At 43.1% G+C, this 14,427-nt stretch carries 12 protein-coding genes; 11 read left to right on the plus strand and 1 reads right to left on the minus strand.

The features are described 5' to 3' along the window. The first annotated feature begins 69 nt into the window (after nt 1–69). The 11 genes from FHS24_RS07655 to lpxC all read left to right on the plus strand — a co-directional run bounded on the left by FHS24_RS07655 (nt 70) and on the right by lpxC (nt 13,599). Entirely contained in the window at nt 70–927 is an 858-nt protein-coding gene (locus FHS24_RS07655; protein ID WP_183620370.1) for an SDR family oxidoreductase, read from the plus strand. Between the two features lie 66 nt (nt 928–993). Then, complete coding sequence (locus tag FHS24_RS07660; RefSeq protein WP_183620372.1) at nt 994–2,001, plus strand: hypothetical protein; 1,008 nt, start codon at nt 994–996, stop codon at nt 1,999–2,001. A gap of 75 nt (nt 2,002–2,076) precedes the next feature. Next, nucleotides 2,077–2,817, plus strand: a complete 741-nt coding sequence (pyrE, locus tag FHS24_RS07665) for an orotate phosphoribosyltransferase (RefSeq protein WP_221185033.1) — start codon at nt 2,077–2,079, stop codon at nt 2,815–2,817. Nucleotides 2,818–2,940: 123 nt separating this feature from the next. Next, nucleotides 2,941–3,912, plus strand: a complete 972-nt coding sequence (gene gshB, locus FHS24_RS07670) for a glutathione synthase (RefSeq protein ID WP_183620374.1) — start codon at nt 2,941–2,943, stop codon at nt 3,910–3,912. A gap of 406 nt (nt 3,913–4,318) precedes the next feature. Beyond that, nucleotides 4,319–5,404 carry an undecaprenyldiphospho-muramoylpentapeptide beta-N-acetylglucosaminyltransferase gene (gene murG / locus FHS24_RS07675; protein WP_183620375.1) on the plus strand — a complete coding sequence of 362 codons (1,086 nt, stop codon included), beginning with the start codon at nt 4,319–4,321 and terminating at the stop codon, nt 5,402–5,404. 92 nt (nt 5,405–5,496) lie between these two features. After that, nucleotides 5,497–6,936 carry a UDP-N-acetylmuramate--L-alanine ligase gene (murC, locus tag FHS24_RS07680; RefSeq protein WP_183620377.1) on the plus strand — a complete coding sequence of 480 codons (1,440 nt, stop codon included), beginning with the start codon at nt 5,497–5,499 and terminating at the stop codon, nt 6,934–6,936. A 29-nt stretch (nt 6,937–6,965) separates the two neighbouring features. Then, nucleotides 6,966–8,072 carry a D-alanine--D-alanine ligase gene (locus FHS24_RS07685; RefSeq protein WP_221185034.1) on the plus strand — a complete coding sequence of 369 codons (1,107 nt, stop codon included), beginning with the start codon at nt 6,966–6,968 and terminating at the stop codon, nt 8,070–8,072. 567 nt (nt 8,073–8,639) lie between these two features. Continuing rightward, entirely contained in the window at nt 8,640–9,437 is a 798-nt protein-coding gene (locus FHS24_RS07690) for a cell division protein FtsQ/DivIB (protein ID WP_183620379.1), read from the plus strand. 110 nt (nt 9,438–9,547) lie between these two features. Then, on the plus strand, nt 9,548–10,888 hold the full coding sequence (gene ftsA / locus FHS24_RS07695; protein ID WP_183620381.1) for a cell division protein FtsA: 1,341 nt from the start codon (nt 9,548–9,550) through the stop codon (nt 10,886–10,888). A gap of 233 nt (nt 10,889–11,121) precedes the next feature. Next, a complete protein-coding gene (gene ftsZ / locus FHS24_RS07700; RefSeq protein ID WP_183620383.1) occupies nt 11,122–12,318 on the plus strand; it encodes a cell division protein FtsZ in 1,197 nt (398 codons plus the stop codon). A gap of 363 nt (nt 12,319–12,681) precedes the next feature. Then, complete coding sequence (lpxC, locus tag FHS24_RS07705; protein ID WP_183620385.1) at nt 12,682–13,599, plus strand: UDP-3-O-acyl-N-acetylglucosamine deacetylase; 918 nt, start codon at nt 12,682–12,684, stop codon at nt 13,597–13,599. A 298-nt stretch (nt 13,600–13,897) separates the two neighbouring features. Here lpxC and FHS24_RS07710 read toward each other — a convergent pair whose 3' ends face one another. Then, entirely contained in the window at nt 13,898–14,413 is a 516-nt protein-coding gene (locus FHS24_RS07710) for a hypothetical protein (RefSeq protein WP_183620387.1), read from the minus strand. Nucleotides 14,414–14,427: the final 14 nt, after the last annotated feature.

Here is a 14,427-nt window from a genome sequence, read left to right on the forward strand (position 1 = left end):
AAAAAACCTTCTTAGCCAGTCATTAGCATAGTCAGCCATTAAAAGCAGCTTTTGAATAAAGGATATATGATGAAAATGCAATATTTACTGATTATTGGTCAAGGTGACATTGGTTTGCCAGTCACCAATAAGCTAGCGCAGGACGGTTTAAACGTCACTGGGCTGGCACGTCGTGAGCGTCATCATTATGCTCTAGATGATAAAGCTAACTTTCTACAAGCCGATGCATTAACGCTAACTGCAGAGCAGCTGCAAGACTTTACGGCGTTGGCGATTATCGTCACTCCTGATGAGTATTCAACCAGCGGTTATCATGACAGTTACTTAGCCATCAGCCAGCATTTGGCAACACTGGCCGACAAACTCACCAACCTTGCGCGCATTGTTTTTATTTCATCAACTGCTGTCTATGGGCAAGATAATGGCGAATGGATTGATGAAGACACCGCGCCTGTGATGCCTGCGCGTGAAGCATCGCAAGTGATATTGCAAGCGGAACAAACACTTCAACAAGATTTTGGTGATAAAACCATCATCATTCGTCCAAGTGGTATTTACGGACGCGAGCGCCTCATGCGTCTGCGTAAAGCTAAAGAGAAACAAAAAGAACCAGTGGCCGCCGCGCATTGGAGCAATCGTATTATGGATCGCGATTTGATTACTATTATCGCTAATGTCATGACTATCGATGAACCAAAACCCCTTTATATCGCCACTGATTATGAGCCAGTCACCACTTTTGAGCTAGGCACTTGGTTAAGTGGGCAGATAGATGAGGTGCCGCCTGTTCTTGATGACAATAAAAAAGTGGTAACGGGAAAACGCCTACACAGTAATATTCCGTTAGCTTGGCTGGATTATCCTGATTGGCAAGCAGGCTACCGAGATATTCTGCACCATCAAGATAAAGAGCAACATCAAGACTAAAATGTCATTTTGATTTGATTGATTTTATTTTTACGACTTTTAAATTTGTAAGCCTAGGGAAAATTCATGACCCAGCATTCTACGTCTGATGACTGGCTATCCAATGCTAGCTTTACAGCAGCAGAGGCTCAGCTTGCAGAAGGGCATGCTGAGCCGTCCGCTGTGTTAGCAAATAGTCAGCAGCCAGCGATTGTACATCCTAATTTTGATCCAAAGCGTTTGCAATTAGACCCTGCACGGCCATTGACTGATATTCCAGAGCCTGCACGGCGCTTAAATAGTCAACTGCGCCGTTTATATGGCAGTTCGACCCGTTTTTATCAGCCCAATACAGACAGCCTATCGAAATGGGCATTGATGGCTTCAGAAGCATTGGCTGAGCATTTATCACTGCTCAGTGCCGCAAAACTGGTTGAGTTGCCCGAGAGTTTCTATCACAATCATAGCGAGCAGCCGTTATTAGCTTCATTAACAACAGACATGACTTTGCTTGATATGGCGGATATCCAGCGCGCGCTGCAAGCGTACCCAAAACTGACGCGTTATGGGTTTTTGGCTACTGACAATATAAATACTGACAATATAAATACTGCTAAGAATATTAAGAAGCCTTTAGCGTCAGAATCTTTGCGAGCATTGACCAAACGTTATAATCCTGATGAGCTACTCAATAGTATCTATGCTGACGATTGGCAAGTAGTATTGCAGCCACAACAATTTGACAGCGGCGAGGGCAGTTTGGCGACTGATCTTATAGCCTGTAGCGTTGCCGTCCATGCTTTAAAGCAATGTAGTACGCGCAAAACTATCAATCACAGCTACAGCGCGGCGCAAATTTGTCAGCATGTTCGCAGCTACTTGCTCAGTCAGATTGTTTTTGAGCCAGCACAGCGCCACGCCTATCGCCAAGTGCGCTTATTCACGGGGCATATTATCGTTGCCGCCTATCATTTGGGCTGGGATATACAAGTCAGTAGCGATGGTCAATGCTACTTTAATATCTCATCGCGTTGTAGGTTATTGACGCGTTATGCGAATATGCAGGATTATGATATCAATGGTTGGTCAAGTTAAACCACGACGACTATAATGCGCTTCACAACTTTTCATTGTTTAACTTTCCATTTTTTTTGCTGATAGGAATACCCTATGCTTAATGCCACAACGCCGAATAACCAACCTGCTAACAACGCGTCATTTTTATCGCATCAATTTATCCAATTAGCGTTAGACAATCAGGTTCTAAAGTTTGGTGAGTTTGTTTTAAAGTCTGGACGTATTAGTCCGTATTTTTTTAACGCAGGTTTGCTGGCGTCGGGTGAGATGTTATCGTTATTAGCACGTGGTTATGCCGATGCTCTAGCTGAAAAAGTGGCTGAGCAAATGGCTGCACAAGGCTTAATGGCAAACGCTGGCACAGATGAGCAAGAGCTGGTTATTTTTGGTGCTGCTTATAAAGGTATCCCATTTGTGGCAGCAACTGCGCAAGCGTTATGGCTACACCATGGCATCAATGCTAAATGGGGCTACAACCGTAAAGAAGCCAAAACTCATGGCGAAGGTGGTAATTTAGTCGGTGCTGATGTCAAGGGCAAAGCAGTCTGGGTGCTTGACGATGTGATTACCGCTGGCACAGCGATGCGTGAAGTGGTTGATATTTTAGAGCAAGCGGGCGCAAGTGTGGCCGGTATTATTGTCGCTCTTGATCGTAAAGAAAAAGGTCTGGCAGAGCATTCTGCTATTCAAGAGCTGGCGTCGACACTAGAAGTACCAGTGCGTGCCCTTGTTGATATCGATGATTTAATCAGCTATTTAGCAGAAAGTAGCCCAGAAAAAGATGCGACCCAGCTTGCAAAAATGCAGCATTACCGCGCCCAGTACGGCGTATAATTTAGCGCAGTCATTGCTATGTTTCAGCTATATTGGGTGAAATTTGAGTCATGTTATTGATGTCTGTTCGAACGATTAATACTATTTTAAATGATTAATACTATAACGTAAGTGAGCCTTACCATGAGCCAAGAAAACCAAAAGAAATCTTTAAATATACTCGTCATCATGGATCCTATCGAGCAGGTCAATTATAAAAAAGATACTAGCCTTGCCATGATGTGGTCGGCGCAAGACCGTGGGCACAGCCTTGGCTACTGTCAGATTCATGATTTATGGTTGGATCGTGGGCAGTTGATGGTGGATACCCAGCCGGTAACGGTCAAACGTGACCCTGAAGATTTTTATACCTTAGGTGATAAAGCGACAGCACCAGTCAGCGACTATGATGTGATTTTGATGCGTAAAGATCCGCCGTTTGATATGCGTTTTATCTATGCGACCTACATGCTTGATCATGCCAAAGCCGCAGGCGTGCTGGTGGTCAACGATCCACAAGCGATTCGTGATTGTAATGAAAAGCTATTTGCCACCTGGTTTAGTGATTATATGAGCCCAACGATTGTGACCAGCAAACAGGCACACATTCGCAAGTTTATTACTGAGCAGCAAGACGTCATCGTTAAGCCTTTAGATGGTATGGGTGGCACTGGTATTTTCCGTTTGACTGCTGACAGTCCAAATATCGGCGTGACGCTTGAGATTTTAACCGAGCTTGAGACGCTACCTATTATGGCGCAGCGTTATTTGCCAGAGATTAAAGAGGGCGATAAGCGTGTGCTAATCGTCGATGGCGAAGTGGTTAATTATTGCTTGGCACGTATTCCGGTGAAAGGCGAGACCCGTGGTAATCTTGCGGCAGGTGGTAGCGGTGTTGCGATGCCGCTCACCGATGTCGAACGTCAAGTGGCAGAAGTCGTGGCACCTATTGTCAAAGAAAAAGGGTTGATGTTCGTTGGTTTAGACTTAATCGGTGGCCGTATCACGGAGATTAATGTCACCAGTCCAACCTGTGTGCGTGAGATTGATGATCAATGTGGTACTGATATTGCAACTGACTTTATTATCGCTATTGAGAAGAAGTTAGCAGTTTAAGTACTGCCGTTTAAGTAATGGCATTTAAATCATGTCTCTTAAATAAAACAATGTATGCAAAGCGGTAAGGATACAGTAATTTATTACTAAGCTATGTGCACAATACTTAAAAAACGGTGTGCTAAGATATATTGATAAACCGTATTGCTTAATAGCGCCTTTAAACAGCGCCAAAACGTCATTAAAAGCGCTGTTTTTATGATTTTTTAAACGTATTTATAAAAGCCAAGCCGCGATTACTCATGGCTTGGATTTTTATTATTTGCGCTGCATAAAGTGCTGTCTATCAGGCAGTGATTTACACTATACTATGCGGGCTTTTATAGGCTCATTTTGGTTCGATAGACAATACGGTCAAAAGATAATAAGTCTTTCATATAAATAAAGAAAAGATAGGCAGGCGTTCATGAAAACACCGCATATATTAATGATGGCAGCTGGTACAGGCGGGCACGTATTTCCAGCGCTTGCGGTTAGCGAAGAATTGACCAAGCGCGGTGCTGTTATTCACTGGCTTGGTACGCCAAATGGTATGGAAAATGGCTTGGTTGCACCTACTGGTTATCCTCTTCATGCGATTGATATGCAAGGATTGCGCGGTAAGGGATTGGGACGCTTGCTGAAGCTACCCGTGACGTTATTGTCAGCGACGATGGCGGCGATTAAAGTCATTCGTGGCAATCAAATAGATGTGGTCGTTGGCTTTGGCGGTTATGTCTCTGCGCCTGGCGGTATTGCGGCGCGCTTGACGAAGACACCGCTTATTATCCATGAACAAAATGCCATTGCAGGTATGAGCAATCGGTATTTGGCGAAGATGGCGACCAAGGTATTGCAAGCGTTTGAAAATACCTTTGCCAATAGCCAGCATGATAGCAAGATTGAAACGGTGGGTAATCCGGTGCGCAATGCCATTAGCGGTGTTGCCGAACCCGGTGTTCGTTACGATGTTAATGACAGCTCGCCGCTTAAATTGCTGGTGGTTGGTGGTTCGCTCGGTGCGCAAGTGTTAAATGAGACGCTGCCAAAAGCACTGGCATTGATTGACCGTCCTTTTGAGGTCCGTCATCAATGTGGACGCAATAATGAGGCTGGCACACAAGCGGCGTACGATACTGAAGATTTAAGCGCTCATCAATTTACCGTACAGCCCTTTATTGATGATATGGCAGCAGCGTACAATTGGGCTGATGTTGTGGTGTGTCGGGCAGGTGCTTTAACGGTCACTGAAATTCAAAATGTCGGTATAGCGGCGATATTTGTGCCGCTACCAAGCGCGGTTGATGACCATCAGACGGCAAACGCGCGCACCTTGACCTCACACAAAGCAGGTATTTTATTACCACAAAGCGAGCTGACTCCCAAAAAGCTGAGTAGTGAGCTTGCGATGCTAGATAGGCGTGCTTGTTTAGAGATGGCAGAAAAAGGTCATGCGCTTGCAAACCGGCATGCCTGCCAACAAGTAGCCGATATTATTTGGCAGGCCTTATAAAAGCTGATTGTCTTAATCACTATTTTATTACCTATTATTTTTATTACTTATTATTAACCAAATTTGTTTGTCTACAATAAAGAGAAAACCCTATGCCAACCTCTGCTAAAGCCTTAACTAAGCGTTTGATTGAAATACCAGAAATGCGTCGTATTCAGCATTTGCATTTTGTCGGTATAGGTGGCTCGGGGATGTGCGGTATCGCTGAGGTCATGAACAATCAAGGCTATGAAGTCAGTGGTTCTGATATCGCTGAGAGCTTGGTGACTAAGCGCTTAGAGCAGATTGGTATTACTATTGCGATTGGACATGATTCTAAAAATATCGCCAATGCCGATGTTATTGTCGTATCGTCTGCTATCGACCGTAGTAACCCTGAAGTCAAAGCGGCGCTTGAAGCGCGTCTGCCAGTGGTACGCCGTGCTGATATGCTCGGCGAGTTGATGCGCTATCGCCATGGTATCGCCGTCGCTGGCGCGCATGGCAAGACCACCACCACCAGTTTGCTGACAACCATGATGGCAGAAGGGCAGCTTGATCCCACCTATGTGATTGGCGGGAAGCTCAATGCTTCAGGTAAAAATGCCGCGCTCGGTAGCAGCCGTTATTTGGTTGCCGAAGCCGATGAGTCTGATGCGTCATTCTTATCTTTACATCCGATGGCGGCGATTGTTACCAATATCGACCAAGACCATATGGAAACCTATGGCAATAGTTTTGACAACTTAAAGGCCGCTTATATCCAGTTTTTACAAAACATGCCGTTTTATGGTTTGGCGGTGGTCTGCGGTGACGATCCTGAGCTGTACTCCATGATTGATGATATCGGTCGTCCGGTATTAACCTTTGGTCTTGAACCCTTTAATGATGTGCAAGCCGTTGACTTGGTAAGCGAAGGAACAAAAACTCACTTTACTGTTTTGCGCCGCGACCATGAGCCATTGCGTCTAACCTTGAATATCCCAGGTGTACACAATGTTTATAATGCGCTGGCTGCGATTACTATGGCAACCGACGAAGGCGTGGATGACGAAGCGATTAAGCGCGCTTTGCAGAAATTCGAAGGCGTTGGTCGCCGCTTTGAGCAGCATGCCTCTGTAGATATCGATGACGGCAATGTTTTGCTCATTGACGATTATGGTCATCACCCAAGAGAAGTCGACGCGACCATTAAAGCGGCCCGTCAAAGCTTCCCTGAGCGCCGCTTAGTGATGATGTTCCAGCCACATCGTTATAGTCGCACCCGTGATTGTTTTGATGATTTCGTCGAAGTACTTTCAAGTGTCGATGAGTTATTGTTATTGGACGTTTATGCTGCTGGTGAAAGTCCGATTGCTGGTGCTGATACCAAAGCTTTAGCACGTAGTATCCGTTTGCGCGGTGCCGTTGAACCGACGATTATCGATAAGGATAATTTGGCACCAGTAATGCAGCGTTTGCTTCAAGCAGATGACATGTTGATTACCCAAGGTGCGGGTAACGTTGGACAAATAGCGATTGAATTGGCCGCCAATAATTTATATATCAAATAAGCCGCAAACGAATTTTAGGAACGAGACTCATGACGACTCATAACCAAGAAAATGAAAGCAACATTGATAAAAGTATTGATAATAAAACTATCGATACCGAAGTAAGCATCTCCATTATCAATCCAGAGGCAGCCCTAGCAGCCGCTGCCCAAGCAGAGAATAACGATGTGGAAAACCAGCAATCAAGCCAAAATACTCTATTAAATGTTGCTCCTAGCAAAGTAAAAGATGCGAGTGAGTTTGGTAAAGTGGCCGTGGTTTACGGTGGCAGTAGCAACGAGCGCAGTGTCTCTTTGGATAGTGGCGCGGCTGTTTTACAAGCGCTACAAAACCGAGGCGTTGATGCCACGCATTTTGATCCGAAACACCAAGATATTACTGAGCTTCGTCAATATGACCGCGTGTTTAACGTTTTGCATGGTCGCGGTGGCGAAGACGGCTTGTTACAAGGCGTACTGCAATGGTTTAATATTCCGCAGACTGGTTCTGGTATTTTGGCATCAGCACTGGGTATGGATAAAGTACGTACCAAGCAGCTGTGGCAAGGTTGTGGTTTATCAACCGCACCTTTTTCATTGCTAACCGCTGATACCGACTGGCAGCAAGTGGTTAATATGTTAGGACTGCCACTGATTATCAAGCCCGTTCATGAAGGCTCAAGCATTGGTATGACCAAGGTTAATAATCTTGATGAGCTTCCTGCTGCTTATTCAACCGCCGTACAGTGCGGTGATGCAGTGATGGCTGAGCGTTGGATTACCGGTCGCGAATTTACCATTGTTATTATCGATGATGAAGCTTATCCGGTTATTCGCCTTGAGCCTGCTGATATCACCAACTTCTATGATTTTGAAGCCAAATACAACCGTAACGATACCAGCTACTACATTCCCTGCGGTCTAAGCGCTGCGGATGAAAAGCATTTGCAAGATTTGAGCTTGGCTGCATTCCGTGCGGTTGATGCAAAAGGTTGGGGACGTATCGATGCGATGCAAGACGAAGCGGGCAACTTTTGGCTGCTTGAAATTAATACCGTACCGGGCATGACCAGTCATAGTTTGGTACCCATGGCAGCCAAAGCTCGCGGTATGGATTTTGAGAGCTTGTGCTGGCATATTTTGGCGCAAACTGTATAAGTATTGATTAATGATTTTGCCGTTAGTTAATAGATGTACGATTAATAAATAGAAGATGCGTGCTTAACAAGCGTTCAATTGGCTATTAAATAATTTATTGGACGTCTTATATATAGGTATGCAGATATTTAACATAAATCTGCTTATTATGTCTCGGCTAAAACAAGTTTTGATAGTTGTTTAATTATGATAATTAGCCTGTCTAAATATAGCCAAATGTATCGCTAGCGCTGCTATAGCACAGCTTCATGTAAACTTGTGTAAATTCGATGTTAGTAGTAGGGGTTAGGCTATTGTTTAAATGTAAAATACGTTAATATTGTAAATATTGGTCTATATTCGTGATATTTATGATTATTTACGCCGTTATCTCTTAAGTCATTCATTAAATGAGAAAAATGTTACGTTTTAATGACGATAAGTGCACGTTATAAACCGTTTTAGATAAATAAATTGATAATATGTTAGTTTTATAGATTCCTGCAATGTTTAGCAGATTTACTTTTAATACAAGCACTATTGGCGTTATGCAAATAGCTTTAAGCAAAAATAGGGACGAAGTTTATTATGACTCAAACTGTCAATGACGTCGCTGACTTGATGAGTGATAAGACCCGTCGCCCGACATCTAGTTTTCAAGTACCGACTACGGTCAGATATTTCTTTACGGTACTGGTGTTGGGTTTGCTTGTGCTGATATTAATCATGGGTGGTAAGGCACTACGCGACGCACCGCCTGCTGCTATTCATGTAGATAATCGAGATTTGACATTTGCGCAGTATCAAGCGTTACAGCATGTCATGAGCCAACAGAGTGTCAGTAGTTTTTTTACCTCTGATTTGCAAGCGCTAAGAGATATTACTACCAGTTTGGCTTGGGTTGACCAAGTAAGCGTGAGCCGTGATTGGCAGCGCGGTATCGTCATTAAAGCCTTACCAAAACAGGCGGTGGCGAATTTCGGCACTGAGCGTTTGGTTGATGCAAAAGGGGCGGTTTTTGTCCCTGCTGATAGTCGAGATTTAACACAAGAGCGTTTTGCGACGTTACAAGGTGACATGGCGCAAGCGCCTGTTATTATGCAGCAAATGCAGCAAGTCAATGATTGGTATGCACCGCTTGGTATGCAAGTTGAAGATATTATCTTGTCACCAAGAATGACCTGGCTAATTCGCTTTGATAATGGTCAACGTGTCATCGTTGATAATGAAAACACTGCGCAAAAATTGTTGAATTTAAGTCAGCTACTTGGCAATCAATTAAGTAACCGCCGCGATGAAATACAGTCTGTCGATCTTCGTTACAAAAATGGATTTACAATCGCATGGAATCTCGCACCGCCAAAAACTATTGAAACACCACCGTAAATGAATAAAACATTAAGGAAGCAGTCAAAACCTTATATTTGTCTGCTTTCTTAATATAGAGAGTTTGAATACAATATCACCGCGTGCTGCTAGCGCTTTTTAATGATTTAATGGAGACGTCATCTGGTCTCCTGTTTAGCGATAATTTGTCTGGTACCATGAAAAATACTGAAAATCTGGTTGTTGTCCATCTAAGTGCCACGGCAGTATATGTCGTCATTGGCAGTGTTGTCTCTGCAAAAGACATTCGTATTATGGGTGTGGGGCAAGTTAAGAATAGCGACTTTTATCAAGGTCAGATAAAGCATCGTGAACGTTTGCAGGGTGCTATCAAACAAGCCATTCAAGAAGCAGAAGATACGGCCAATTGTCGTGTACATAGTGTTTGGTTGACCATGGCGACGCCTGAGTTATTAAGTAAGAATAGTGCAGGCGATGTCAGAGTCGAAGACGAAGTCGTTCGCGCCAAAGATATGGTGCAAGCGCTGTCGAATGCGAAATCGCAAGACTTGTCGCCTGATTATTATTTGATGCATTGCTGTCAGCAAGGTATCTATATCGATAATCAAGAATTTATGGTTGATGATGCCATTGACATGGTCGCGCACAATATTACCGTGATGTATCACATGATGATGATGCCAGTGTCTAGCCGTCAGAATATCCAAAAATTATTACAAAGCTGTGACGTCGGTATCGATCATATTGTGTTTGATGCGGTTACCAGTGCCGAATATAGTTTGATGAGTGATGAGCGCCAGCAAGGGGTTTGCTTGGTCGACATCGGTGCTAGTACCACCAGTATTTGCGTTTATAAAGAAAATAAGCTGATTTTCACTCATTGTATTGCTACGGGCAGCCATGAAGTAACGATGGATATTTCAGCCGATGTTGGTATTTCTATGATAGAGGCTGAAAGGCTTAAAAAAACGTATGGTACCGTTGATATCAATAGCGTCGATCCCAGCTCATTCTTTCTTTTTAAGCCTCAAGGCTCGGGCGATGAAATTAATATTGGTACGTATAATTTAGCGCGTATTATTGAAGCGCGATATGTGCAGATTTTTACTGAAGTGGTTCGTCAATTACATGATGCGGATTTGCTAGGCTATATTGATAAAGGGATTGTACTTACAGGTGGTGGCAGTGCTATTAAGGGCATGATACCTTTTGCCAAAAAGCTGCTGAAAATGCCGGTGGTATTGACCAATACCCATCCTGCTATCAGTGCTTATAATCATTTTGATAATGATGAATCGTTTAAGCAGCTGAATATGCAGGTCAATGATCGCGCTTATCAAACCGCGTTTGGTACATTACTATATAGTCAAAGCGAGCAGTTTCGCCGTAGTGAAAAAAGTGAGCCGGAAGCGATTCAAAAGAATCGTGTTACGGGTGTTTTTCAAAGTGCAGGGCAACGTTTTGCCAGTGTACTCAAAAAGATATTATAATCTGCTGTAAACTTACCCAGATGAAGCAGTTAAGAGCATGCCGCAATATTATAGGTAAGCATATTTAAAGCAACACCCTGTACAATAACGGCATATATTGGCTAAACACAACTATTTAAGCCTTTGCCCTGTTTTATTTAAATACATTTATATATAGTAAGTCGATAGCGCGCCATATGAGTGTGTTACCACGTATCGACCATCACGCTATCTGCAACTGGAGAAACCTTTTTATGTCAAAATACACCATGCCAGATGATAATCAGCTTCAAAACAATGGCCAGGCAAGCTTCACTGTATTCGGTGTGGGCGGCGGCGGCGGTAATGCGGTTGAGCATATGGTACAACAAGGGATTAGAGGTGTAACGTTTGTCTGTGCCAATACGGATAAACAAGCGCTTGATCGTCTGACAGCGCCGCATAAATTGCAGCTTGGCGCTAAGACCAACCGTGGTCTTGGCGCAGGGGCAAACCCAGAAGTGGGTCGTGAAGCCGCAGAGAGTGAAGAAGAAGCCATCCGTGCCTTACTTGAACACTCAGACATGGTCTTTATTACTGCAGGTATGGGTGGTGGTACAGGTACGGGCGCCGCTCCAGTGGTCGCGCGTATTGCTAAAGAGATGGAAGTGTTGACGGTAGCGGTTGTTACCACACCATTTAAGTTTGAAGGTGGTAAACGTATTAAGGCTGCTAAGGCTGGTATTGAGCAGTTGACCAATTTCGTTGACTCTATCATTACCATTCCAAACGACAAGCTTATGAGTGTGTATGGCAACATCTCTATGCAAGATGCCTTTAAAAAAGCCGATGACGTCTTGTTGCATGCGGTACAAGGTATTGCAGAAACTATCGCCAGCGAAGGTATGATTAATATTGACTTTAACGATATCCGCACGGCGATGACAGCTAAAGGTCATGCCATGATGGGTATCGGTCGCGCTAGCGGCGATGATCGTGCGCGTCAAGCGACCGAGAAAGCCATCCGCTCACCATTACTTGATGATTTACGTTTAGAAAATGCCAAAGGCTTACTCGTTAACGTCATTTCATCTGAGTCTTTATCATTGGATGAGATGAGCAAAATCAGTGTCATCGTAGAAGAGATTACTGATATAGATGATGCGCATATTTTCTATGGTTCAGTGATTGATGAGAAAATGGGTGATGATTTACATGTAACAGTCATCGCAACCGGTCTGACCTTAGATGAAAATGCGGGTCAAGAGCCTGAAGTGGTAGAGCAGCCTGTGCCATCGGTAAATAGCACCCAGCCTGTGGATCCAAACTTGCATACCAGCGCGCTTAACAGTCAAAAACAGTCGCAAGCTCAGTATCAAGAAAGCCCGATACGCGCAAATGTGACTCAAGAGCAGCCTAAAACCAAAACCAACAGTATTCAAGATTATCTTAAGCGCCAACAGAACAAATAGTACTTAGAATAAGTAGTCATTAAAATGAAAGCTTATTGTAGATAGTATGAATAAAAAAGAGCCAGTATTTCGATACTGGCTTTTTTGTGCCTGTCATTAAGCTTTGTCTATTTACAAGCGAGCTATTTATACAACCTTTATAAATAAAGTGACCCTCTATCGGATTGCTGCTTATAAATAGCTATAAACCGTTATTTATCGGTGATTGACAGTTTATTGTCTGCTAAAAATCATCGTTAAAATAATGACGATAAGTGTTATCAATCAAAGACATAAGCAAATTAACGCTTTTTAGCGCTAGCGAACTAGGGCCGGGTAATGCTACACTATGCCAATTGTAACAAAATATGTGAGAAGACAGCCATGAACCAACGAACCATAAAAACAGCAATAGCCGTTACAGGTACTGGTCTTCATAGTGGTCAACCTGTTGACTTAGAGTTTCATCCGCAGCCTATCAATACGGGCATCGTATTTGAACGTTCTGATATTGTTGGTAGCAATCCTATTCCTGCCAGTGCCTTTTTGGTACAAGATACCATGATGTCATCAAATCTCGTATTTGGTGGCACCCGTGTGGGCACCGTTGAGCATTTGCTCAGTGCGGTCGCAGGACTTGGCGTTGATAACCTGTTAATCCGCGTGTCAGCCTCAGAAATACCGATTATGGATGGTAGTGCCGCCCCATTTGTGGGTTTGCTGCTACAAGCAGGATTTTGTGAACAAGAAGCGTTAAAACGTTTTATTAAAATTGTGCGCCCAGTACGCGTTAAAGTTGATGATAAATGGGCAGAGCTACGTCCTTATGAGGGTTTTGAGCTCAATTTTGAGATTGATTTTGACCATCCTGCCATTAATAAAGATTTTCAGCATGCACAATTGCAGTTTTCAACGCAGAACTTCATTGAGCAGTTGAGCTCAGCGCGTACTTTTGGCTTCTTACGCGATATTGAAACTTTACGTCAGAATAACTTGGCGCTAGGCGGTAGCATGGACAATGCCATTGTCATTGACGATGCTAGTATCCTTAATGAAGAAGGCTTACGCTTTAATGATGAATTTGTACGTCATAAAATTTTAGATGCGTTAGGCGATTTATATCTGATCGGTTATCCAATTTTAGGTCGTTTTAATGCTTATAAGTCTGGTCATGCACTAAACAATATGTTGGTACGTGAAATATTATCGGACTCTAATAACTTTGAAATTGTAACTTTTGATGACAATGTAACCTGTCCTATCGAATATTTACCTTTAAATGGTTTAACAGTTGAAGGATGAATACAGGAATATACACGAAGTATCGAAACATTTACGCAATATTACATAAAATGGTTATAAGTAGCACGAAATAATATTCGTTTAAATAGATGTTTTCTTTTTCATTTTACCAATAACCTGCTTCAGAGTAGGTAAAATAAAACATGTGGGGAATAATAAAATCATCTGTCAGTGAGGTTCACATTGTGAACGCCACTGACAGATGATTTTTTTTGTTGATGAAATTACAAAAACGCAGCTTTATCCGCCTCAAATAAGGGTTTTGTTTACATAAGATTACAAAGTAAAGGGCGGATTTTTACGGATTAATCAAGCGTAAAAGTGCCTTTTTTAGATTTTCATCATTGGTGACATGCTCTGCAGCCTGTGATATAGTCCGCTTTGTGTTTTGGCTAAGAGTCTGATTTTCATGGGCTTTAAGAGGCTTTGATAAGGGTGCCGACGAGGCTTGTGATGATTTAGAATAATCGTTATGAGCAGTATTTTTAGCTACGACGACGCGGATTTGCTTGAGTTGTTTAAATGTAATTGACTGCTCTGTTAACACCTGCAAATAAGCGCTCTGTAAATAGCGAATATGATTGGCGGCAGTCATCGAGCCCACACTGAGTATAAGTTGCTCAGAAGTTAAGCCCACGACCCAGCAGTTATTGAGGATTTCCTCAGGTAGACAATCTACCAAAAGCTCTTTTACCTCGGTCGTAGCTTGCAGATATAAACGCATATTATCAGCCAATGTTTGAGGTAGCGCACTACCAGCAAAGGCTTGATGATCGATAAGTTTAGCAAGTCGGTTAGGTTGTTTTTTTGACATCGTGAACACTCATC

The sequence above is a fragment of the Psychrobacter luti genome (assembly GCF_014192115.1).
In the GTDB taxonomy this organism is placed as follows: domain Bacteria; phylum Pseudomonadota; class Gammaproteobacteria; order Pseudomonadales; family Moraxellaceae; genus Psychrobacter; species Psychrobacter luti.